The 20,616-nt window shown below is 67.0% G+C and carries 21 protein-coding genes; 9 read left to right on the top strand and 12 right to left on the bottom strand.

Annotation, left to right across the window (positions count from 1 at the left end):
- Positions 1-40: 40 nt before the first annotated feature.
- The 4 genes from argG to R9B84_RS30775 form a co-directional block, all read right to left on the bottom strand.
- The gene (gene argG / locus R9B84_RS30790) at positions 41-1,378 is read right to left on the bottom strand and encodes an argininosuccinate synthase (RefSeq protein ID WP_423761229.1); all 1,338 of its coding nucleotides are present in this window, start codon (positions 1,376-1,378) and stop codon (positions 41-43) included.
- Between the two features lie 329 nt (positions 1,379-1,707).
- Positions 1,708-2,778: an FUSC family protein gene (locus tag R9B84_RS30785; protein ID WP_423761228.1), complete on the bottom strand. Its 1,071-nt coding sequence runs from the start codon at positions 2,776-2,778 to the stop codon at positions 1,708-1,710.
- A gap of 155 nt (positions 2,779-2,933) precedes the next feature.
- Entirely contained in the window at positions 2,934-4,481 is a 1,548-nt protein-coding gene (locus R9B84_RS30780; protein WP_423761227.1) for a sensor domain-containing diguanylate cyclase, read from the bottom strand.
- Between the two features lie 192 nt (positions 4,482-4,673).
- On the bottom strand, positions 4,674-4,916 hold the full coding sequence (locus R9B84_RS30775; RefSeq protein ID WP_423761226.1) for a hypothetical protein: 243 nt from the start codon (positions 4,914-4,916) through the stop codon (positions 4,674-4,676).
- A 150-nt stretch (positions 4,917-5,066) separates the two neighbouring features.
- Between R9B84_RS30775 and R9B84_RS30770 the strand changes: the two genes are divergently transcribed.
- The 4 genes from R9B84_RS30770 to R9B84_RS30755 all read left to right on the top strand — a co-directional run bounded on the left by R9B84_RS30770 (position 5,067) and on the right by R9B84_RS30755 (position 9,155).
- Complete coding sequence (locus R9B84_RS30770; RefSeq protein ID WP_423761225.1) at positions 5,067-6,608, top strand: amino acid permease; 1,542 nt, start codon at positions 5,067-5,069, stop codon at positions 6,606-6,608.
- 262 nt (positions 6,609-6,870) lie between these two features.
- Positions 6,871-7,116, top strand: coding sequence for a DUF3717 domain-containing protein (locus R9B84_RS30765; protein WP_096474969.1), 246 nt, complete (start codon positions 6,871-6,873; stop codon positions 7,114-7,116).
- Positions 7,117-7,298: 182 nt separating this feature from the next.
- Positions 7,299-8,216 carry a LysR substrate-binding domain-containing protein gene (locus R9B84_RS30760; RefSeq protein ID WP_423761224.1) on the top strand — a complete coding sequence of 306 codons (918 nt, stop codon included), beginning with the start codon at positions 7,299-7,301 and terminating at the stop codon, positions 8,214-8,216.
- A 108-nt stretch (positions 8,217-8,324) separates the two neighbouring features.
- Positions 8,325-9,155 carry an alpha/beta fold hydrolase gene (locus R9B84_RS30755; protein WP_423761223.1) on the top strand — a complete coding sequence of 277 codons (831 nt, stop codon included), beginning with the start codon at positions 8,325-8,327 and terminating at the stop codon, positions 9,153-9,155.
- Between the two features lie 37 nt (positions 9,156-9,192).
- Here the strand turns inward: R9B84_RS30755 and R9B84_RS30750 are convergent, their stop codons facing one another.
- The 3 genes from R9B84_RS30750 to R9B84_RS30740 form a co-directional block, all read right to left on the bottom strand.
- Positions 9,193-9,546: a hypothetical protein gene (locus tag R9B84_RS30750; RefSeq protein ID WP_423761222.1), complete on the bottom strand. Its 354-nt coding sequence runs from the start codon at positions 9,544-9,546 to the stop codon at positions 9,193-9,195.
- A 179-nt stretch (positions 9,547-9,725) separates the two neighbouring features.
- Positions 9,726-11,369: an intermembrane transport protein PqiB gene (locus tag R9B84_RS30745; protein ID WP_423761221.1), complete on the bottom strand. Its 1,644-nt coding sequence runs from the start codon at positions 11,367-11,369 to the stop codon at positions 9,726-9,728.
- Positions 11,353-12,015 carry a DUF3313 domain-containing protein gene (locus R9B84_RS30740; protein WP_423761220.1) on the bottom strand — a complete coding sequence of 221 codons (663 nt, stop codon included), beginning with the start codon at positions 12,013-12,015 and terminating at the stop codon, positions 11,353-11,355. Before R9B84_RS30740 ends, R9B84_RS30745 begins: the two co-directional genes overlap by 17 nt.
- Positions 12,016-12,408: 393 nt before the next feature.
- On the opposite strand from R9B84_RS30740, the gene R9B84_RS30735 reads away from it, so the two are divergent.
- Positions 12,409-13,023, top strand: coding sequence for a TetR family transcriptional regulator (locus R9B84_RS30735; protein ID WP_423761219.1), 615 nt, complete (start codon positions 12,409-12,411; stop codon positions 13,021-13,023).
- A gap of 121 nt (positions 13,024-13,144) precedes the next feature.
- On the opposite strand, the gene R9B84_RS30730 is transcribed toward R9B84_RS30735, so the two are convergent.
- On the bottom strand, positions 13,145-13,765 hold the full coding sequence (locus tag R9B84_RS30730) for a TetR/AcrR family transcriptional regulator (protein WP_423761218.1): 621 nt from the start codon (positions 13,763-13,765) through the stop codon (positions 13,145-13,147).
- Between the two features lie 94 nt (positions 13,766-13,859).
- Here R9B84_RS30730 and R9B84_RS30725 point away from each other — a divergent pair, with 94 nt between their 5' ends.
- The gene (locus R9B84_RS30725) at positions 13,860-15,101 is read left to right on the top strand and encodes a glycosyltransferase (RefSeq protein ID WP_423761217.1); all 1,242 of its coding nucleotides are present in this window, start codon (positions 13,860-13,862) and stop codon (positions 15,099-15,101) included.
- A gap of 9 nt (positions 15,102-15,110) precedes the next feature.
- Here R9B84_RS30725 and hutC read toward each other — a convergent pair whose 3' ends face one another.
- The 3 genes from hutC to R9B84_RS30710 form a co-directional block, all read right to left on the bottom strand.
- Positions 15,111-15,806 (bottom strand): histidine utilization repressor, encoded by a 696-nt coding sequence (gene hutC, locus R9B84_RS30720; RefSeq protein WP_011548284.1) that lies wholly within the window; start codon positions 15,804-15,806, stop codon positions 15,111-15,113.
- Between the two features lie 182 nt (positions 15,807-15,988).
- Positions 15,989-17,116 (bottom strand): porin, encoded by a 1,128-nt coding sequence (locus R9B84_RS30715; protein WP_423761216.1) that lies wholly within the window; start codon positions 17,114-17,116, stop codon positions 15,989-15,991.
- Positions 17,117-17,289: 173 nt separating this feature from the next.
- Positions 17,290-17,604 (bottom strand): hypothetical protein, encoded by a 315-nt coding sequence (locus R9B84_RS30710; protein WP_423761215.1) that lies wholly within the window; start codon positions 17,602-17,604, stop codon positions 17,290-17,292.
- A 337-nt stretch (positions 17,605-17,941) separates the two neighbouring features.
- Here R9B84_RS30710 and kdpF point away from each other — a divergent pair, with 337 nt between their 5' ends.
- Positions 17,942-18,022 (top strand): K(+)-transporting ATPase subunit F, encoded by an 81-nt coding sequence (gene kdpF / locus R9B84_RS30705; RefSeq protein WP_063778223.1) that lies wholly within the window; start codon positions 17,942-17,944, stop codon positions 18,020-18,022.
- Here the strand turns inward: kdpF and R9B84_RS30700 are convergent.
- Entirely contained in the window at positions 17,992-18,162 is a 171-nt protein-coding gene (locus R9B84_RS30700) for a hypothetical protein (RefSeq protein WP_423763584.1), read from the bottom strand. The two genes, kdpF and R9B84_RS30700, sit on opposite strands and share 31 nt — an antisense overlap.
- Between R9B84_RS30700 and kdpA the strand changes: the two genes are divergently transcribed.
- Together kdpA and kdpC are read left to right on the top strand one after the other, a co-directional pair.
- On the top strand, positions 18,161-19,864 hold the full coding sequence (gene kdpA, locus R9B84_RS30695) for a potassium-transporting ATPase subunit KdpA (RefSeq protein ID WP_423761214.1): 1,704 nt from the start codon (positions 18,161-18,163) through the stop codon (positions 19,862-19,864). The two genes, R9B84_RS30700 and kdpA, sit on opposite strands and share 2 nt — an antisense overlap.
- 10 nt (positions 19,865-19,874) lie before the next feature.
- The gene (gene kdpC, locus R9B84_RS30690) at positions 19,875-20,585 is read left to right on the top strand and encodes a potassium-transporting ATPase subunit KdpC (protein WP_423761213.1); all 711 of its coding nucleotides are present in this window, start codon (positions 19,875-19,877) and stop codon (positions 20,583-20,585) included.
- Positions 20,586-20,616: the final 31 nt, after the last annotated feature.

Below are 20,616 nucleotides of genomic sequence, written 5' to 3'. Positions count from 1 at the left end.
CGGCGTAAAAGCCGCCCGGCCGCTCGCGAAAGCGACTGGCTTACTCGCCGCTATCGCTCTTGATCTGCGGCAGCGCCGACGATTCACCCGGCGTGAGCAAGCCGACTTGCGCATAAACGCGCAGCTTGTCGCGCGTATCGGTGATGTCGAGGTTGCGCATCGTCAACTGGCCGATCCGGTCGCGCGGCGAGAACGTCGATGCCACCTTCTCCATCGACAGGCGTTCCGGCTGGTACGTGAGATTCGGCGACTTCGTGCTCAGGATCGAGTAGTCGTTGCCGCGGCGCAGTTCGATCTTCACTTCGCCGGTGATCGCGCGCGCAACCCAGCGCTGCGCCGTTTCGCGCAGCATGATCGCCTGCGGATCGAACCAGCGGCCCTGGTACAGCAGGCGGCCGAGACGGCGGCCGTTCTCGCGGTACTGCTCGATCGTGTCTTCGTTGTGGATGCCGGTGACGAGACGCTCGTACGCGATGTACAGCAGCGCGAGGCCCGGGGCTTCATAGATGCCGCGGCTCTTCGCCTCGATGATCCGGTTTTCGATCTGGTCGCTCATGCCGAGGCCGTGGCGGCCGCCGATGCGGTTCGCTTCCAGCAGCAGCTCGACCGGATCCGTGAACTCGACGCCGTTCAGCGCGACCGGCTGGCCGGCTTCGAAGCGCACCGTCACTTCCTCGGCGGCGATCTTCACGTCGTCGCGCCAGAACGCGACGCCCATGATCGGGTTCACGATCTTGATGCCGCTTTCGAGGCTTTCGAGATCCTTCGCCTCGTGCGTCGCGCCGAGCAGGTTCGAGTCGGTCGAATACGCCTTCTCGGCCGACATCTTGTACGCGAAGCCCGCCTGGTTCATGAATTCGGACATTTCGGCGCGGCCGCCGAGCTCGTCGATGAACGTCTGGTCGAGCCACGGCTTGTAGATCTTCAGGTCCGGGTTCACGAGCAGGCCGTAGCGGTAGAACCGCTCGATGTCGTTGCCCTTGTACGTGCTGCCGTCGCCCCAGATGTTGACGCCGTCTTCCTTCATCGCGGCGACGAGCATCGTGCCCGTCACGGCGCGGCCGATCGGCGTCGTGTTGAAGTACGTGACGCCGGCCGTCGTGATGTGGAACGCGCCGCTTTGCAGCGCCGCGATGCCTTCGGCGACGAGCTGCGCACGGCAGTCGATCAGGCGGGCGCCGGCTGCGCCGTATTCGATCGCGCGTTTCGGGATCGCGTCGTAATCGTCTTCGTCGGGCTGGCCGAGGTTCGCCGTGTATGCGTACGGGACGGCGCCCTTCAGTTTCATCCAGTGCAGCGCTGCGCTGGTGTCCAGGCCGCCGGAGAAGGCGATACCGACCTTCTGGCCGGTCGGGAGGCTTTCGAGAATCGTGCTCATAGGAATAACCGTGGATTGAAGCCGGTGGGATCGTATTTCGCGGAATATGCGAGTATCGGCTGTCCGGGAAGTTGGGGCAAGGGCTGATTTTCGCCTGGATACGTCGTCCGGCCTGTCGCGGCGGGCCGGACGGGCGGTTAACCAGGCGGAGAACGCCGCGCCAATCGGGGCTGAACGGCGGCCGAAACGGGCGCGTCCGAGCGCCGTCGCGGGCCGTGCTTCCGGGGCCGGATCGGCTGAAGGGCGGGGCCGCCGCCGTCAGGATGCGGGCCTGCCGTGCCGAAAGAAATATGAAAGATTGGCGAGCCCCACCCGGAATCCCGCGAACCTCAGATATTCCACGACTGCGCGGTATCGAGCAGCTTCTCGCGCAACTGATCGACTTCGCCGGCCAGCTTGGCCGTGATCGACACGTAGCCGGACAACTGCGGCGGCGGCGCGTCGTGCGGCGGGTCGGCCGGCCGGCGGCGCGGCGCGAGCCGGCTCGGCGTGCCGAACTTGAGCGCGCGGCTCGCGCCGACGAGCGTGTCGCGGGTGCGCCGGTTCACGGCCTTCATCTCGACGCGCATGTATTCGCGGGCCGCGACGTCGTCGCGGGCCGGCACCGCGCTCGACAGGATCTCCAGATAGCCGATGCACAGCCGCAGGCTGCGCTGGATCGCTTCGAGCTGCGTCATCGACGTCTCGCATTCCTTCGACACCGACGGCATCAGCGAACGCAACTGCACGAGCAGCGTGCTCAGCGCGGCCATTTCCTTCAGGTGCGCGTCGTCGCTGACCTGGCGGTCGCCGGCGAGCCGCGCATGCACGGCCGCGCATGCGCGCAGCGCGTCGGCGAGCTTGTAGCGCCAGGAATAGGTCGCATAGAGCGGCAGCGCGAACGAGAACGCCAGCGCGATCGCGATGCCGGTCAGCACGTTCACCGCGCGCCACAGGCCGTCGACGATCTCGTTGTCGCCGTGCCCGGCGACGATCACCATCGTGATCGCCGACAGCAGCGCGATATAACCGGCCTTGCCGATCGCGTGATACGCGCAGAAGCCGCACGCGATCGCCATCAGCAGGTAGATCGCGAGCGGCGCGTGCGCGACGGAATACAGCAGGATCAGCCCGAGCCCCGCGAGCGCGCCGATCGACGTGCCGAGCGCGCGCTCGGCGGCCTTCTTGCGGATGTTGCCGTGGTGCTGCAGCCCGCCGACGACGATCAGCACGGTGATCGTCGACCATTCGCCGTGCGGCACGCGCAGGCCGGTGGACAGCGCGATCGACACGAGAATCGCGAGCGCGACGCGCGCCGCATGGATCAGCTTCGCGTGCCGGTAGCGGCGGTACGGGTCGAGCAGCGGGCGGAGCGCGTGGCGCAGGAGGGGCGGCAGCCGGGTAGGGAGCGAGGCGGTCATGATGGAGCGGGAGTGGCCGGATCGCGCACGGCGGCCTGCGCGGGCCGGCGCCGCGCCGCGTGCGCAGCAGACGTAACGCTAGCCGAACGCGCGCGGGCTGTCCACGGCGCGGCGGTCCGGCCTGGCCGGCTGCCGCATCGTGTCACGACATCACGTCACGCGATGTTACGCCATGCGTCGGCCGCGCTCGGCTGCGCGTCCGACACGCGATTGCGTCCGCCGGACTTCGCGCGGTACAGCGCCTCGTCGGCGTGCCGCAGCAGCGTCGCGGCGGTCATGCGGCCGTCGGCGGCGGTCGCCGTGCCGATGCTCGCCGTGACGCGCCCGTACGGGCTCTGCACGTGCTCGATGCCGAGTTCCGCGATGGTGCGCCGGATGCCTTCGGCAACGGTCGCCGCGCCTTGCGCGTCGGTGTCGGGCAGCGTGACGACGAATTCCTCGCCGCCGTAGCGCGCGACGTGGTCGCCGTCGCGGCGCAGGCAGCGCGACGCGGATTGCGCGACGCGGCGCAGCACGTCGTCGCCGGCCGGGTGGCCGTAGTAGTCGTTGAACGCCTTGAAGTGATCGACGTCGACGAACAGCACGGACAGCGGGCGGCCGCTGCGCGCCGCACGCTGCGCCTCCTTCGCGAGCACCGTGTCGAACGTGCCGCGGTTGTCGAGGCCCGTCAGCGAATCGGTGTGCGCGAGCCGGTACAGCTTCGATTCGGCGATCTGCCGGCGCTTCAGTTCGCGCGACAGCGCCAGCGAGCCCCACGCGATGAACCCGGTGAACAGGCACATCAGCACGACGGTCCAGACCGCGCGGTGGTGCCACGGCGCGAAGACGTCGATCTCGGCCGGCGCGACGTCGACGATCAGCGGCAGGCCGGGGAGATGCTTGTAAACATAGATGCGCCGCACGCCGTCGATGCTGCCGGTGCCCGCCAGCACGCCTTCGCGGCTGCGCAGCGCCGCGATGAACAGCGGCGAATTGTGCAGGTCGAGGCCGACCACGCGCGCATCGTAAGGCAGGCGGCTCACGAGCAAGCCGTTGAGCTCGGCGATCGCCGCGCTACCGTGCTTGCCGACCGCGAGGCCGTCGAGCAGCGCGCGGAAGTAGTCGATGCTGAGCGTGCCGACGACCACGCCGCCGAACGAGCCGTCGGCCAGCGTGATCCGGCGGCTGAGCGCGATCGTCAGTGCACCGCCGCGCAGCCGGGACGCATATGGCCGGCTGATGTAGAGGCCCTGCGCGAGCCCGTTGCGGTGCACGGTGAAATAGTCGCGGTCCGCAAAGTTGCCTTGCCGCGCGGGCGTCGCGCTCGAATCGATCACGATATTGCCGTGCGCATCCATCACGAAAAGCGACCCGAGATACGCGCCGGTCGCCGCGCGATCGAACAGCAGCCGGTGGCGTTGGCGCGGCGGCAATGTCATCAGTTCCGGATCGGCCACGCCGTCGACGACGTTTTGCAGCGACAAATCGTAGAGTTCGATATTGCGCGTGATATCGCGTTCGATCAGCAGCATCAGGTTGCGCGCATTTTCGACCGCATGGTCATATGCGTCGCGCCGCGCCTCGGTTAAAAGCGACGTGGAAAGTCCCCAACTGAACATCAGCAGGACGATGCCCGCAACGAGTACGCCGCGGGGCGACAGAATGCGTGCCACGATCGACGCGGTATGGCGGCGCAGCGTGGCGGGCAGCGGGAGTGGCTTCATCCTCGGGGGGCGGGCGGCGGATATTCGCGTCGTCGACGGTTCCGCGCGCTGATTATTTCGAATTAATCCGCATTATCTCGCGAATCCCGGCAATTCGTGTACACATGCAAAACATGCATGCGGAAACGGCGATTCGAAACGATTACGCATCATTACCACATTGCGCGCGGGCGATTTGATTTGAATCAATTATCAGTATCGGTCGTTTTGTCTGATTAATGGGGCGATGACCGGTCGATTTTTCGTTTCGGCGCGGTATTTGGCGGATCGAGACAGGATTGCCAGCCTGCCGCGCGGAATGAAAAATCGAATAACCCTGGAATAGCCAAGGTCTTTTTGCCGGCGTGCGGCTGCGGCCGCGCCGGCGCAGCCAACTCCTTGATTCTGCGAAATCTCCCCGGCCGCGGCGGGCGGGCGCACCTGAGCTGTCCTCATGACGAATCAGGTAGAATCCGCGCTTCGCCGCAGGCGCCCGCCGCGCAACGCGTATCGGGGCCGCATCGAATGCATCGCAGGACGCGCACCGCGCTCCGATTCCGCATGCGCCGGCTACCGATGCCGGCCCGCTCAACGTTCGTCTCGTTTATGTCCGCAATTCCGAATTCCGACCCACCCGGTTCGTCCGCGAACCCACCCAAGCTTCATCGCGCGCTGAAGGCGCGCCACCTGACGATGATCGCCATCGGCGGCTCGATCGGCACGGGCCTGTTCGTCGCGTCCGGCGCGTCGATCTCGCAGGCCGGCCCCGGCGGCGCGATGGTCGCGTACATGCTGATCGGCCTGATGGTGTACTTCCTGATGACGAGCCTCGGCGAGATGGCCGCGTTCATGCCCGTGTCGGGTTCGTTCGCGACCTACGGCGCGAAATACGTGGACGAAGGCTTCGGCTTCGCGCTCGGCTGGAACTACTGGTACAACTGGGCCGTGACGATCGCGGTGGAGCTCGTCGCCGCGCAGCTCGTGATGCACTACTGGTTTCCGGACGTGCCGGGCGTGTGGTGGAGCGCGGCCTTCCTCGGCGTGATGTTCCTGCTCAACGCGCTCACCGTGCGAGGTTTCGGCGAGGCCGAATACTGGTTCGCGCTGATCAAGGTCGTCACCGTGGTGGCGTTCATCGGCGTCGGCCTGCTGATGATCTTCGGCATTCTGAAAGGCGCGCCGAGCAACGGCTGGGGCAACCTGACGATCGGCGACGCACCGTTCGCGGGCGGCCTGCCGGCGTTGATGGGCGTCGCGATGATCGCGGGTTTCTCGTTCCAGGGCACCGAGCTGATCGGCGTCGCGGCCGGCGAATCGGAGAACCCGCGCACGACGATCCCGCGCGCGGTGCGCCAGGTGTTCTGGCGGATCCTGCTGTTCTATGTGTTCGCGATCTTCGTGATCGGCGTGCTGATTCCGTATACCGACCCGAACCTGCTGAAGACGGACGTGACCGACATCGGCGTGAGCCCGTTCACGCTCGTGTTCCGCCACGCGGGCCTCGCATTCGCGGCCGGCGTGATGAACGCGGTGATCCTGACGGCCGTGCTGTCGGCCGGCAACTCGGGCATGTACGCGTCGACGCGGATGCTCTACACCCTCGCGACCGAAGGCCGTGCGCCGAAGGTGTTCGCGAAGCTGTCGCCGGGCGGCGTGCCGCGCAATGCGCTGTATGCGACGACGGCCGTCGGCGCGCTGTGCTTCTTCACGTCGCTGTACGGCGACAAGACCGTGTACCTGTGGCTGCTGAATACGTCGGGGATGACGGGCTTCATCGCATGGCTCGGCATCGCGGTCAGCCACTACCGGTTCCGCAAGGGCTACGTGAAGCAGGGCTATTCGCTCGATCAACTGCCGTACCAGTCGAAGTGGTTCCCGTTCGGCCCGCTGTTCGCGTTCGTGCTGTGCCTCGTGATCGCGCTCGGGCAGGACTATCAGGCGTTCCTCGCGAACAGGATCGACTGGGCCGGCGTGACCGCGACCTACGTCGGCATTCCGCTGTTCCTCGTCGTGTGGCTCGGTTTCCGGCTCCTGAACAAGAGCCGCCTCGTGCGCTACGAAGACATGGAGATCGCGCCGTGGATCGCCGCGAGCCGTGGTGCGCAGCCGCAGCCGCAGCCGGTGGCGAACCGCGAAACCGCGGGCTGACGCGGGCGCGGCAGGCGGCCGCGCGACGTGCGATGAAACGGGAAGCCTCGCGCTTCCCGTTTTTTTTGCCCGGCTTTTGTCTGCACGGGGTCAAAGCCGGTTATATTGCCCGACCCTACCGGGCCACGGCCCGGCCGGCGCGACAGGCGCAGCGCGGAGCGGCATCCGGCGCGCGCGGCGCGCGGCGGCCGGCGGCGCCCGGCGTTCTCATCGTTCCATCCGGGCCGGCACGGCCCGCGGAGCGCGCAACCCAGAGGAATCCATGAGCGCATCACCCGCCGAGCGGAAGGCCGGACCCGTTTCCATCGTGCGAATCGAAGCCGCGATCAATGCGTGGCGCGAAGTGTACCCGCCGGCACCGGACGGCGAGGACGGCTACGCGCTCGACGCCGGCAGCAATTGCCTCGCCGAGCTGTACGGCACGATGATCTGCTATCGGTTGCCGGATGTGCCGCTCGATACGCTGAGCAACGAGCAGCGCGACGCGCTCTACGCAACCGAGGTGTGACGGGCGGTCGCGACGCTGTCGCGACACGGCAGCGTCGATCGGAAACGGGAAGCTTGTAGGCTTCCCGTTTTGCTTTGTGCGGCGCGTAGAGGTGTGCGTGGAGGTTTGCGCCGCCTGCGGTATCGTGATGACATCGTCCGGCCGTGGTTTGACGTCGGATCGCTGTCCGGGAGGCATCGAAAATGGAGTTGAGACACCTCCGCTACTTCGTCGCGGTCGCCGAGGAGCGGAATTTCACGCGTGCGGCGGAACGGCTGCATATCGCGCAGCCGCCGCTGAGCCGGCAGATCCAGCAGCTCGAGGACGCGCTCGGCGTGCCGCTGTTCGAGCGCACTGCGCGGCCGCTGAAGCTGACCGATGCGGGGCGCTTCTTCTATTCGCACGCGGTGCAGTTGCTCGCGCAGACGACCGAACTCGAATCGATGACGAAGCGGGTCGGCAAGATCGAGCGCAGCATGTCGGTCGGCTTCGTCGGCTCGACGCTGTACGGGATGCTGCCGAAGATCATCCGGCGCTTTCGCAGCGAGTATCCGGCCGTCGAGCTGAGCCTGCACGAGATGTCGACGATGGACCAGATCAAGGCGCTGAAGGAAGGGCGCATCGACGTCGGGTTCGGGCGCATTCGCCATGAAGATCCGAGCGTGCGGCGCGTCGTGCTGCGCGAAGAGCGGATGATCGTCGCGCTGCCGGTCGGCCACCCGCTCGACGGCGCGAAGCCCGTGCTGTCGCTGCACGATCTCGTGAACGATACGCTGATCATCTTTCCGAAGGCGCCGCGCCCAAGTTATGCGGACCAGGTGCTCGCGGCCTTCCACGATCGCGCGTTGCAGCCGCGGCGGATCTACGAGACGCGCGAACTGCAGATCGCGCTCGGCCTCGTCGCGATGGGCGAGGGCGTGTCGGTCGTGCCGCACAGCGTGTACGGGCTGAAGCGCGACGACATCAGCTACAAGCCGCTCGACGATCCGAACCTCGTGTCGCCGATCATCATGAGCATGCGGATGCTCGACGAATCGGAGGACATCCGCGCGATGCAGGCGCTGATCTACCGGCTGTACGACGAAGCGCAGATCGAGTATCTGCCGCCGCAGCCCGAATGAGCGTGCGGGCGGTGGGGGCTTGCTTGACGTTGCGCGCGCCTGCGGGACAACATGCGGGATCCAATGCGGCCGCCGACGTGCGGCTGCTTTCACGCTGAAAACCGACAAATGATCGATAGCCTGACCGAGGAGACAACCGTCGAGACGCCGCAAGGGCGCCTCTTCGCGAAACGCTGGCGCGCTCGTCCGGCGCAAGAAGCGGCGGGCACGTCCAGATCGACCGCGCCTGAGCCGGCCGCGCCCATCGTGCTGCTGCACGATTCGCTCGGCTGCGTCGACCTGTGGCGCGATTTTCCCGCGCAGCTCGCGAGCGCGACGCAACGCGACGTGATCGCATACGACCGCCTCGGCTTCGGCCGTTCGGATCGTCATCCGGGGAAGCTCGGCACGACGTTCGTGCGCGACGAGGCCGATCGTGCATTCGATGCCGTGCTCGAACAACTTGGCGTCGACGCGTTCGTCGCGTTCGGGCACAGCGTCGGCGGCGGGATGGCGGTCGGCTGCGCCGCCGCGCATCCGGAGCGTTGCCGCGCGCTCGTGACGGTCGCCGCGCAGGCGTTCGTCGAGGATCGCACGCTGGCCGGCATACGCGACGCCGGGCTGCAGTTCGACGAGCCGGGCCAGCTCGACCGGCTCGCGCGTTATCACGGCGACAAGGCCGAATGGGTGCTGCGTGCGTGGGTCGATACGTGGCTGTCGCCGGCGTTTCGCGACTGGAATCTCGACGACGACTTGCCGCGCGTGCAATGCGCGACGCTCGCGATTCACGGCGAAGACGACGAATACGGCTCCGACGTGCATCCGAAGCGGATCGCCGCGCGCGTCGCGGGGCCGTCGTCGTTCCTGTTGCTCGCCGGATGCGGGCACATGCCGCACCGCGAGCGCACGGACGACGTGCTGGCCGCCGTGGCGACGTTCCTGCGCGACGCGGGCGCCTGAGCGCCCGGGCAAGCGGCGGGCGTGTGCCCGCCGGCCGTCAGAACGAAAGCTGGATCGCGAGATCGATCGCGAGCAGCGCGATCGAGCAGGCGATGCCGAGGATCACGTTCGGCAGCCGGTGCTCGAAGTCGCGATTGTCGCGGCGCATCGCGGCGCCGAGCAGGAAGATCGCCTCGACGACGATCTGCAGCCCGACGAACAGCAGCATCAGCAGATACTCGTAACCCATCTGCTTGAACGCGGCGAATTGCATCCCGTGATCGCGGATCCATTGGCCGACGCGCAGCAGTTCGTAAATGAACAGCAACGCGGGAAACAGGTAGCTGATGAAATAGGTCGGCGCGGTGGCGTTTCGTAGTTCGAGGTGGAAATGCTGATGCGTGGTGGTCATCGCGAATCCCTCCTTGCAACGCATGATTGCGGTCGCGACGGCGGCGCGACAACGTGCGAATCGCGGGATTACCCGATGCACCGTGCGCAACCGTACGACACCAGCATACTGCTGCGCGGGAAATTTGGCATGCGGTGCGTGCATTCGTCGTGAAAACCCGTATGCGCTGCGCGACGTGCTTACCGCGATGCGCTTGCCGGATGCGGCGTGTCGGCCGGTTGCGTGACGCCCGATGCATTCGGCAGCAACCACTCCGGATGCTGTTCCAGATCGCCGGCCAATGCGCGCAGTGCGCTCGACGTGCGTGCGAATTGCGTCAGCGTGCGGTGGACGTTCGATGTGGCCATACCCTGTTGCGCAAGCATCGTCTGCGCGGCCGTGAACGCCTGTCGTGCGGTGCCCAGAGCATCGCGCGCATGCGGCGCGAGTTCGGTATCGAGTTGTGCGAACAGCGCATCGGTATGCACGAGCGCTGCGTTCAGATCCGTGCCCATGCGGTCGAGCGGCAACCGGGAAAGGTTTCCGGCGAGATCGGCAAGGTGTACGCGCAGCACGTCGAGCGTGCCGGGCACGGTCGGCAACACGATCGGCAGGCGATTCGTATCGACCGACGCGGGCGGAGCGTGCGGGAACATGTCGAGCGCGACATACGAGCGGTTCGCGATCGGGTTGCCGACGCGCAACTGGCCGCGCAAACCGCGCGCGACGAGCGTGCGCAGCAGCGCCTTGCCGGCATCGGTGTCGCCGTTGCCGAGCACGTCGCGATAGCGCTGCCCGAGGCGATCGGGGTAGAGCGCGATCGTCACGCGCATCGTGACGTCGCCGCGTGCCGCGTCGTATTCGGTGCCGACCGCCGTCACGTTGCCGAGTTCGATGCCGCGGAAATCCACCGGCGCGCCGACATCGAGGCCGCGCAGCGAGCGGTCGAAACGCATCACGACCGGCGCGGCCGGCGCGTTCGGCGTGCGCATCGCGTCGATTTCGTCGTCGGCCACGCGAAAGCGCGTACCGTCCGGCGCCGCGACGTTCGAGGTGCGTCCGGGCGGCGCGGCGAACGCGAGTGCACCGGCGAGCAGCGCGGCGATCGACGGCGTGCCGAGCTTCATGCCGCCCGCGTCGAGCCGCAGCCCGAGACCGCCGGCCTGCCACCAGCGCGCATCGACATCGACGTATCGATCGAACGGCGCGGCGACGAACACGTCGATCGATACGCCGTGGCCGTCGGCATCGAGCGTATAACCGGCCACCTGGCCGACGCGTGCGCGCCGGTGATAGACCGGCGACCCGATCGCGACCGAGCCGAGCGACGTCGCGCGCAGCGTGTAGTGACGGCCGCCGGCTTCGGTGACCGGCGGTGCATCGAGCCCGGTGAACGTCGTGCGCGGTTCGCGCGAACTGCCGGGTGCGGCCGCGATATACGAACCGGACCGCACCGAATCGAGACCGGAGAGACCACCGGGCCCGATGCGCGGCCGCACGATCCAGAAGCGTGTGTCCGCAACCGCCAGTGCCTGCGCGTTGGCGTCCAGTCGCACATCGATCATCACGCCGGGTTGCCCGCGCAACGCGCGAACGCGCGTGACGCGACCGATTTCGACATTGCGCAGCCGCAGCGTCGATCGGCCGGCTTCCAGCCCGTCGGCTGACGAGAACGCGATCGTGATCGTCGGCCCGCGGCTGCCGAGCGACGAGACGCCCCACGCGATACAGAACGCGGCGGCCGCGAGCGGAACGATCCAGACGATCGCCGTTCGCGGCCAGCACGCGAGCATCTGCTTGAAACGCCCCAACGCGCACCGAAGGTTGTCAGTCGAATTGCGCAACGAGTGCATCGGCGCCCTTGTCGATGCCGGCTTTTGCCGCGCTGAGTGCGCCGAAACTCGCGCCGATGTTCATCGCATTCGGATACTGCTTCGTCACGTACGCGCTGATCAGCCGGTTCGTCGAGGCATCGCGGATCTCCACCGCGTAGATGACCGAGCCCGTGAATGCGCCTTCGCGGCCGCGGATCGCCTGCACGCCGTTGTACACGTTGCCCGCGAGATCGAAATGCGCGAATGCGCCGGCAAACGTCGTCGTCGTCACGGCGCCCGTGAGCGTCAGCTTCACGCGCAGCGTGTCGGGGCCCGGCGTGCTTGCCAGCTCGAAGCGCTTGCCAAGCTTCTTCGCGAACGTGTCGCCCATGTACGTCGCGAGCGTCGACTTGTCCTGGTCGCTCAGGTCGCCGAACTGATGGTCGGTGCCGCGATAGACGGCCACCGGGTCGAGAATCAGCTTCCGGTACGTGTGCCAGTCCGCCGGCAGCGCGTAGCGGTAGGGCACGCGGCCGGACTTGTCCTGCGGATCGCTGCGCAGGTAGGGCGACGATTCGATGCCGCTGTAACGGGTGGGCTGGACGCCGGCGCATCCGGCAAGCGCGACGCAAAGCGCGGCGTTGAGCAGGTGGCTGGGCTTGATCGATCGGTTCATTTGATGCTCCGGGTCAGGGTTCGTGCCGGTAGTAGGGCCGGTGCGAAGGGTGGTGCAACAGGGCGGCATCGCCGCTCGGGATTCCAGAAAAAAGCCAACCAGACGGTTTGTTTTTGAGGCGCAATAACCGCATGAATTCCGGGAGCGGCAAGCCGTCCGGCAGCGGTCATCGGCCGGACAGCCGCGTCACAGGCGGTGCTCGCGTCGCGCCATGCGGTGCGCGACGCGGTCCGTCATCCGGACGGGGCCGATGCGGGAGCCGATCGTAGCACCGCCATTTCCGGATGTAAACAGACCAGGCGGTTTGTTTGTGATAGACTCCGCGCACTTCCTTCATACGATCGTGCCGGTCCGGCGCGGTCGTGTTGCATCACTCCATACCGGGGAAAGTTCATGGATAACCCGACGCGTTCCGAGCGAACGCGCACTGCCGCGATCCAGGCGGCGCTCGCGATCCTCGAGCGCGACGGTCCGGGCAAGCTCACGTTCGATGCGATCTCGCGCGAAAGCGGCATCAGCAAGGGCGGGCTGATGCATCAGTTCCGCACGAAAGGCGATGTGCTGAACGCGCTGATGGAACATCAGCAGGACTACTACCAACGATTCCAGCGCGATTATCTGGCTGCGCGCGATCCGGGCGAAGCGCAGCCGACGCTGTCCGCGCAGATCGCGACGATGCGTGAGGTGATCGACCAGCAGCCGTCGGCGGCGCTCGCGATCATGGCGGCGCTGGTCGAGGATCCCGCGCCGCTGCAGCAGGTTCGGGATATCGACGGCGAGAACGCGAAGCGCATCGCGGCCGAATCCGACGATCCCGATCTTGCGCTGCTGCGATGGAAGGCGGCCTGGGGGCTCGCGCTATCGGCGATGTTCGGGCTGTGTCCGCTGTCGGCCGACGAGCGCGCGCGGCTGTTCGACCGGCTGCTCGACGAGACGCAATGGCCGCCGGGTGGTAACGATGCCGCGAAGCGTGATGCGCCGGCAGCGAAAGCGTCACGGAAGAAATGAAGCGCGCGTTTGTCGCATGCGGTGCGGCGGTCGCCCGTTTCGGGCGCTCGCTGCTCGCGGTCGTGCTCGGGCGCTTGTGAGCCTGTGAGCCTGTGAGCGCCCGACCGGCGCCTTGCGCCGCTCAGCTTTTCGCTTCCGCGCCTTCGACAAACAACTTCGCGACCGACTGAAACTCCCGTTTCAGCGACAGCCCCGGCACGGTCAGCCAGCGCAGCATCGCCGCGAGATACAGGTGATGGAACCACGTCGCGAGCTGGTCGGCCCGCAGCGTTGCGTTCAGTTCACCGGATTGCTGCCCCGCGGCGATCAGTTGCTGCCAGACCAGCGCGATATCGCTGCGATTCTCTCCGCCGCTTTCCGGTTCGACCGTGCCGATGCTCAGGAAGCGATGCCGCAGATAGGCGAGCAGGTACACCGGATGCTGCTCGCACCACGTGGCGGATGCATCGAGCACGCAGCCGATGCGCGACGCGAAAGTCTTGCGCCGCGCGACGTCGCGCTGCAGATGCGCGAGGTCGCGCGCGAGCTCGCCTTCGAGCCAGTGCGCGAGCACGGCTTCCTTCGTCGGAAAATGGTTGTACAGCGTGCGCTTCGCGACATCGGCCTGCGCGGCGATCTGTTCCATCGTGACGGCATCGTAGCCGTGCGCGTCGAACAGGCGTGCGGCGGTAGCGGCGAGATGCGCGAGCATCTGGATGCGCTTGCGCGCGCGGCGGCCCGGATCGTCGGTCGGAATCGGCATGGCGGCGGTGTCGAATGAAAGTGTACGAATTGCATTAGTATACGACGTGCTCTTTTTTGAATCCACCGTTTCCGCCGTACACGAGGAGTCATGCATGAAGCTCGTCATCGCCACCTACGGCACCGAAGGCGACACGCGCCCGCTTGCGGCGCTCGGCCGCGCGTTGCTGGATGCCGGCCACGAGGTCCGGCTGCTGGCCGATGCCGCGACGCTCGGTTCGGCTGACGCGCTCGGCGTGCCGTCGGCGCCGTTGTCCGGCGATATCCGCCGCGCGATTGCACCGGACGGTGCGTTGTCGGACGCGGTGCGCGGGCGCGGCGGTTTCAACGACACGTCGAAGGCGCTCGCGGCAATCGCGAATGCGAACACGGCTGCGTGGATGCGCGAAGTCACGGACGCGTCGGCCGGTTGCGACGCGATCCTCGTGTCGGGGCTCGCGTCGTTCGTCGGGTTGTCGGTCGCTGAGTATCGCGGCGTGCCGGCAATCGGCACCGGCATGATCCCGATCACGCCCACCGCCGAATTCGCGTCGCCGTTCCTGCCGCCGGGCAAGCTGCCGCGCTGGCTGAACCGCGCGAGCCACCGGTTCGTCAATGCGCTGCTGTGGCAGGCGTTCAGGAAAGCGACGAACGCGGCGCGCGCAAGCGTGTGCGGGCTGCCGCCGCGCAAGCAGGTGTGGACCGATCATCCGATGCTGTACGGCGTGTCGCCGGCGCTGCTGTCCGGCCCGGCAGACTGGCCGTCTCACGTGCGCGCATGCGGCCAGTGGCGTATCGATGCAAGCGCATGGGCGCCGCTGCGTGAACTCTCGGCCTTTCTCGATTCGGGCGAACCGCCGGTGTACATCGGCTTCGGCAGCATGGCCGGCTTCGACCGGGCCGCGCTGGCCGACGCGCTGGTGCGTGCGCTCGACGGCCGGCGCGCGCTGTTCTATCCGGGCTGGAGCGGCATCGATGCGTCGCTGCTGCCGGCGCACGTACGCGTGATCGGCGACACGCCGCACGACTGGCTGTTTCAGCGCGTATCGATGGCGATTCATCACGGCGGATCGGGCACCACGCATTCGGCTGCGCGGGCCGGCATTCCGTCGGTCGTCGTGCCGTTCGCGGGCGATCAGTTCTTCTGGGCGAACCGGTTGCAGCGGCTCGGCGTCGCGGATGCGCCGGTCGCGGGGCGGCGCGTGGACGCCGCCGCGCTTGCGCGGGCGATTGCGTTTGGCGAGCGCGGCGATACGAAGGCGCGCGCAACGGAACTCGGCGCGCGTATCGCGCAGGAGGACGGTTTGAAGCTGGCGCTCGGCGCGATCGAGCGATGGGGGCGCCCCGGCGCGCGGTGAGGCCGCGCGTCAGAAATGTCCGGTGAACCGGTAACGGCTGCCCGGGTGCCACAGATTGGCCACCGACGCGACCAACCCTTGCGACCACGTGCGCCGATGCAGCAGCAGGCACGGTTCGCGGTCGTCCATCGTCAGATGGCGGCGCGTTTCGGCGTCGGGCATCGCTGCTTCGATCCGGTATTCGACGCGCTGCAACGGTGCGACACGCGTCAGGTACTGGTTCGGCGTCGTCGTCGTGAAGTCCTGCAATGCATATTCGGGCGCGCAGGCCGGATTGACCCAGCGTTCCTCGAGCTGCACGGGCGTGTCGTTCTCGAAGTGCAGCACGCGCGAATGGAAGATCGGGCTGCCGGTATCGAGCTGCAGTTCGTCGGCGAGTTTCGCATCGGCAACGGCCGCGCCGACCTGCAGCACCTGCGCGCGATAGCCGTGGCCGCGCGCGGCGACTTCGTCCGAGATGCTGCGAATCGCAACGAGCGTCGATTCGTACTTCGGCGACGCGACATACGTGCCCGAGCCGCGCGTGCGCGTGAGCACCTGTTCGGCCGTCAGCTCGCGCAGCGCGCGGTTGACGGTCATCCGCGCGACGTTGAATTCACGCGCGAGCTCGTTCTCCGACGGCACCTGGTCGCCTTCCGCCCACTCGCCGGCATGAATGCGCGCGAGGATGAAGTCCTTGATTTCCTGATAGATCGGTGTGGTCATGGGATCACGATTCGAGAGTCGGCAGCGGCCCGCCGCCGAATGCCGATCCGGCGCGCGCCCGGCGCCGAGTGTACCGGTTTCGCGGGCGCGCGGGCCCGGATTCCCCGAATGATCCCTGTACGGCCGGCGCGCGTCCATGCGGGATTGCACAGAGCGGCCGGCCGTCGATGGCCGGTGCGCGGTCAGAACCGATGCCGGAGGCCGACCGTCGCGACCACCTGCGTGTTCGTCGACGAAGCCGCGAGCCCCGTGACGTTCGCGAACCCGAGCGCCGCGCCCGACGGCACGCCGAACTGGTGCTGGTACACGGTTTCCGCATACACGTCGGTGCGCTTGCTCAGCGCGTAGTCGGCCATCAGCGTCACCTGGTGCCATTTCGGCCGGTGGCTGCCGGCTGCGTCGTCGTAGCGGCCGTTGGTGAACGTATAGGCGCCCGCGAACGAGACTGCCGGCGTCAGCGCATAGCGCGCGTTGACCTCGTAGTTGTCGAACCGCAGCGCGTTCAGCGCGCCGGGCAGCGACGACGCGGCCGTTTCGTCGAACATCGAATGCGTCCACAGCGCGCCGACCGTCAGCCGGTCGAATGCATAGCTGCCGCCGGCGCCCATCACGCGCTGGCGCACGGCCGGGAAGTTCGGCCCGTCGTTCGTCGACAGTGCGCCGCCGGCCGTCAGCCCGCCGCGATTGAGCTGCAGGTACGCGGCGCCGAAGTTGACCGGTCCGTTCGCATACGACACGCCCGCGCTGTACGCGCGGTTGTTCGCGAAGCCGCCAGCCGCGTTGCTGAAGCCGTACAGGCCGCCGAACTGCCAGCCGGCGAGCGTCGGGCTCGTGTATTTCACCGCGTTGTCGATGTAGAACGAATCGTCGATGTTGTCGTTGTCGAACGGATGCGACGCGAGGTTGTTGCCGTCGCCGTTGTTCGCCATCGCGAGCGGGCCGAGATAGTCGACGACGGAGTCGTACTGGCGGCCGAGCGTCAGCGCGCCGTATTGGTCGCTCTGCAGGCCGACGTATGCGCGGCGCCCGAACATCGTGTTCCGGTAGGACTGCGTGCCGTTGTTCAGGTTGAAGCCGTTCTCGAGGCGGAACAGCGCATGCAGGCCGCCGCCGAGATCCTCGTTTCCGCTCAGGCCGAACACCGTATTCGACAGCAGGCCGCTGCCTTGCTGCCATACGCTCTTGCCCGACTGGTTGTTCGTATAGGCGATACCCGCGTCCAGCATCCCGTAGAGCGTGACGCTGCTTTGTGCATGCGCGGCGGCGCCGAAGAATGCGAGGGAGAGGGTACCGACGACTGCTTTTTTCATTGGATGTGCTTCCTGGAAAGGCCCGTAACGACGGGAACGACGATCCGTCGCGCGCGCCGGCCGTGAACGGGCACGGTTCGCGAAGAACCGCGCGCGTTCGTGCCGGATGCGTGCGTTCGAATCGATGAAAGGGGAGCGTGCCGCGCGTTGCGCGTGGCCGCGGCGAACGCCGGCTAGTGCTGCAACAGGCGGATCGTGCCGAACTCGGCGGCTGGCAGCAGGCGGAGGATTGCCATGATCGCCGGCGACGCCTGCGACCGCGCGACTTCGAGCTCGATGCATGCGCGCCCGGTGCGCTTGTCGATCGCGGCCGTATAGAAATTGAGCGCGGCGCCGACAGCCTGATGCAGCCGGCGCCGCACGACAGCGAGATTGTCCGACTCGACGCGGATCGACAGCAGCACGAGGTCGTCCGCAGGGCACCGGCGCCGCGAACGAGCGGGCGGCAGATCGCGTGAAGCAGCGGATTCGGTTCTGGTCGGTTTCATGCGTTCATCCCCGGGTCGCTTCGTGCTCCGCACCGTGGAGATCTCGTGTTGGACATGGCGCCCATTCTAGGAATCGCCGTGACGATACGGTGTATAGACTCGCACCGGCGCTGAAAAGAACGCATAAAAAACACCACGCCCGCCGGCTTTCTTCTTTACAGCTTTTTTATTCTCCGTAAGGAAATTGAACACCGCTTTGATACGCGGATTTCTACACTGTCGCATCCCATTCGCCAGATGAGCATGGGGGCGTCATCCGGGCCCGCGCCGACACGGCAAGGCCCGGAATGCCGACGATCGCGTGGAGGTTCCGCGCATACGAACCAAGGGGAAAGCCATGTTGTGGATCACCGGCGCGTTATCGATCGCGCTCTTTATCTATCTGTTTCATGCGCTGATCAAGCCCGAGCGGTATTGATCGGTGCGATTCAACAGGAATTCGACAATATCGGTGAATGTCATGAGCGATCTGCTTTTCGTAGTTTTCACGCTTGCGTTTTTTGCATTGACGGCCGGTTTCATCACCGGCCTCGACCGGATCTGAGCGAGCGTCGACATGTTCAACAATCTCATTCAATTCGCGATCGTTCTCGCGATCATGCTGGCGCTGGTGCCCGTCGTCGGGAAATGGCTGGCGCACGCCTTCACGAGCCCGCGCCACGCGTGGGCCGAACGCCGCACCTATGCGCTGCTCGGCGTGAATCCCGACGAAGCGATGTCGTGGCAGCGCTACGGGATGGTGCTGCTGCTCAGCAATGCCGGGATGATGCTGCTCGGCTATCTGCTGCTGCGCATCCAGGACGCGCTGCCGTTCGATGCGCTGCAGCGCGCCGCGCAAAGCCCCGACCTCGCGTTCAACACGGCCGCGTCGTTCATCACGAACACGAACTGGCAGGCGTATGCGGGCGAGAGCAGCCTGTCGAACTTCTCGCAGATGGCCGTCATCACGTTCCTGATGGTCGTCAGCGCCGCGACCGGCATCGCGGCCGCGGGCGGCTTCATCCGCGGGCTGAGCCGCAAGAGCGCGGCCGACATCGGCAACTACTGGGTCGATTTCACGCGCGTGACCTATCGCGTGCTGCTGCCGCTCAGCTTCGCGATGGCGCTCGTGTACGTGTGGCAGGGCATGCCGCAGACGCTCGCGTCCGACGCGTGGGCGACCACGCTCGAAGGCGCGCGCCAGCAGATCGTGATGGGGCCCGTTGCGAGCCTCGAATCGATCAAGCACATCGGCACGAACGGCGGCGGCTTCTTCAGCATGAACGCCGCGCATCCGTTCGAGAACCCGACGCCACTCACCAACACGCTGCACATGCTGTCGATGCTGCTGATCCCGTCCGCGCTGACCTATACGCTCGGCACGATGATCGGCCGGCGCCGCCAGGGCTGGGTGATCCTTGGCGCATTCGTCGTGATGTTCGTCGGTTTCCTGGCCGTGATCTACCAGGCCGAGCAGCACGGCAATCCGCTGCTCGCCGGGCTCGGCGTCGACCAGCAGATGAGCGCCGTGCAGCCGGGCGGCAACATGGAAGGCAAGGAGATGCGCTTCGGCATCGCGCAGACGAGCCTGTTCGCAACCGTCACGACGGCCGCGACCACCGGTTCGGTCGACGCGATGCACGACTCGCTGACGCCGCTCGGCGGGCTCGTGCCGATCGCGCAGATGATGCTGAACAACGTGTTCGGTGGCGACGGCGTCGGGCTGATCAACCTGTTCACGTTCGCCATCCTCACGGTGTTCCTCGTCGGGATGATGATCGGCCGCACGCCGGAGTTTCTCGGCAAGAAGATCGAGGCGCGCGAGATGAAGCTCGTGATGCTCGCGGTGCTCGCGCATCCGTTCAGCATCCTCGGCTTCACCGCGCTGGCCGCGATGCTGCATTCGACGATGGACAGCCTCGCGAACCTCGGGCCGCACGGCTTCAGCGAAGTGCTGTACGCGTACACGTCGGGCACGGCCAACAACGGCTCCGCGTTCGCGGGCCTGAACGCGAACACGCCGTTCTTCAACACGACGATCGGCTTTGCGATGCTGATCGGCCGCTACCTGACGCTGCTGCCGATGCTCGCGGTCGCGGGCAGCCTCGCCGCGAAGAAGAGCGTGCCGGAAAGCGCGGGCACGCTGTCGACGTCGACCGGCCTGTTCGCCGGCCTGCTGATCTTCGTGATCCTCGTCGTCGGCGGTCTCACGTTCCTGCCCGCGCTCGCGCTCGGCCCGGTCGTCGAACACCTGCTGATGTCGGGCGGCCAACTGTTCTGAGGAAAACATCATGATGCAACGCAATCGCCAGGCAGCAGCCGTCGCCGCGCCGGCACCCGGTTCTTCGTTCGGCGCGGCGACGCGCGGCCTCGTGCGGCCGGTGATCGCATCGTCGGTGCTGTTCATGCTCGTCACGGGCATCGCGTATCCGCTGCTCACCACGGGCGTCGCGAACGTGCTGTTCCCGGCGCAGGCGCGCGGCAGTCTCGTCGAGCGCAACGGCGCGACGGTCGGCTCGGCGGTGATCGGGCAGCAGTTCACGCTCGCCGGTTACTTCCATGCGCGTCCGAGTGCGACGGTCGGTACCGATCCGGCCGATCCGTCGAAGACGATCGACCAGCCATACAACGCGGCCGGCAGCGGCGCGAGCAACCAGGGCGCGACGAGCAAGAAGCTGCTGGCCGATATCGCGCAGCGCGTGCGTGCGTACCGGCAGGAGAACGCGCTCGCCGACGGCGCGCCGGTACCGGCGGATGCCGTTACCGCGTCCGCGTCGGGGCTCGATCCGGAGATCTCGGTCGCGAACGCGCGGCTGCAGGCGGCGCGGGTCGCGCGGGCGCGCGGCGTCGATGCCGCGCAGGTCGCGGCCCTGGTCGACCGTATCGCATCGCCGCGCCAGCTCGGCGTGCTCGGCGAACCGCGCGTGCGCGTGCTCGACCTGAATCTCGCGCTCGACCGCGCATTCGGCCACGCGGCCGGCGCGCGGCAAGCGCAGAAATAACGGAGTCACTCATGTCCCATTTCGAAACCCC

The sequence above is a fragment of the Burkholderia sp. NLJ2 genome, assembly GCF_049487195.1.
Lineage (GTDB): Bacteria > Pseudomonadota > Gammaproteobacteria > Burkholderiales > Burkholderiaceae > Burkholderia > Burkholderia pyrrocinia.
The sequence above is the reverse complement of the archived record's forward strand: the minus strand, read 5'-3'. Positions and strand labels throughout refer to the sequence as shown.